This window comes from Streptomyces sp. NPDC038200 (assembly GCF_055600785.1).
Genome location: NZ_JBVJYH010000078.1, coordinates 1 through 1,025, shown reverse-complemented (window position 1 = coordinate 1,025; position 1,025 = coordinate 1). Strand labels below are relative to the sequence as shown.

Sequence of the window (1,025 nt, the reverse complement as noted above, 5' to 3'; positions counted from 1 at the left end):
CCCCGTGGTGTGGTGCCGTTGGCGTTGTCGGGGAGGTCTGCGGGGGCGTTGCGTGAGCAGGCGCGGCGGCTTGCGGTGTTCTTGGAGGGGCGGCCGGATGTGGGGCTGCGTGATGTGGCGTTGTCGTTGTCGTCGCGTGCGGTGTTCGGTCATCGGGGTGTGGTGGTGGCCGGGTCTCGTGAGCAGGCGCTGGGCGGTTTGGCGGCTGTGGCGGGTGGTGTGTCGGCGGGGTCCGCTGGTGTGTGTGGGGATGCGGGTGTGGTGTTCGTGTTCCCGGGTCAGGGGGCGCAGTGGGTGGGTATGGCGTCGGGTTTGTTGTCGGAGTCGGTGGTGTTCGCGGAGTGGATGGCGCGGTGTGGGGAGGCGTTGGCGCCGTTCGTGGGGTGGTCGTTGGTTGATGTGTTGGGTGATGAGGAGGCGTTGGGGCGGGTTGATGTGGTGCAGCCCGTGTTGTGGGCGGTGATGGTGTCGTTGGCGGGGTTGTGGCGGTCGGTCGGGGTGGAGCCGGCTGGTGTGGTGGGGCATTCGCAGGGGGAGATCGCGGCGGCGTGTGTGGTGGGTGCGTTGTCGTTGGAGGAGGGTGCGCGGGTGGTGGCGCGGCGGAGTCAGGTGATTGCGTCGTCGCTTGCTGGTGGGGGTGGGATGTTGTCGGTGGGTTTGCCGGTGGGTGTGGTGGAGGGGCGTTTGGGTGGGGGGTTGTCGGTTGCTGCGGTGAATGGTCCGTCGTCGGTGGTGGTGGCGGGTGGGGTGGATGTGTTGGGGGTGTGGGAGGAGGAGTTGCGTGCGGAGGGGGTGCGGGTGCGCCGGGTGCCGGTGGATTACGCGTCTCATTCGGTGGAGGTGGAGCGTGTCGAGGGTGAGTTGGCGGGGGTGTTGGAGGGTGTGTCGGCGGTGTCGTCGTCGGTGCCGTTCTATTCGACGGTGACGGGTGGGGTGGTGGATACGGCGTTGTTGGACGGGGGGTATTGGTATCGGAATTTGCGGGAGCGGGTGCGTTTGGAGGAGGTGACGCGTGCGTTGCTGGG

Annotated in this window: 1 protein-coding gene; it reads left to right on the top strand. The window is 67.9% G+C overall.

All coding sequences use genetic code 11. The features are described from left to right. Positions 1–1,025 (top strand): acyltransferase domain-containing protein (locus ACZ7KF_RS41590; protein WP_471087944.1); only part of this gene is annotated, 1,025 nt, incomplete at both ends.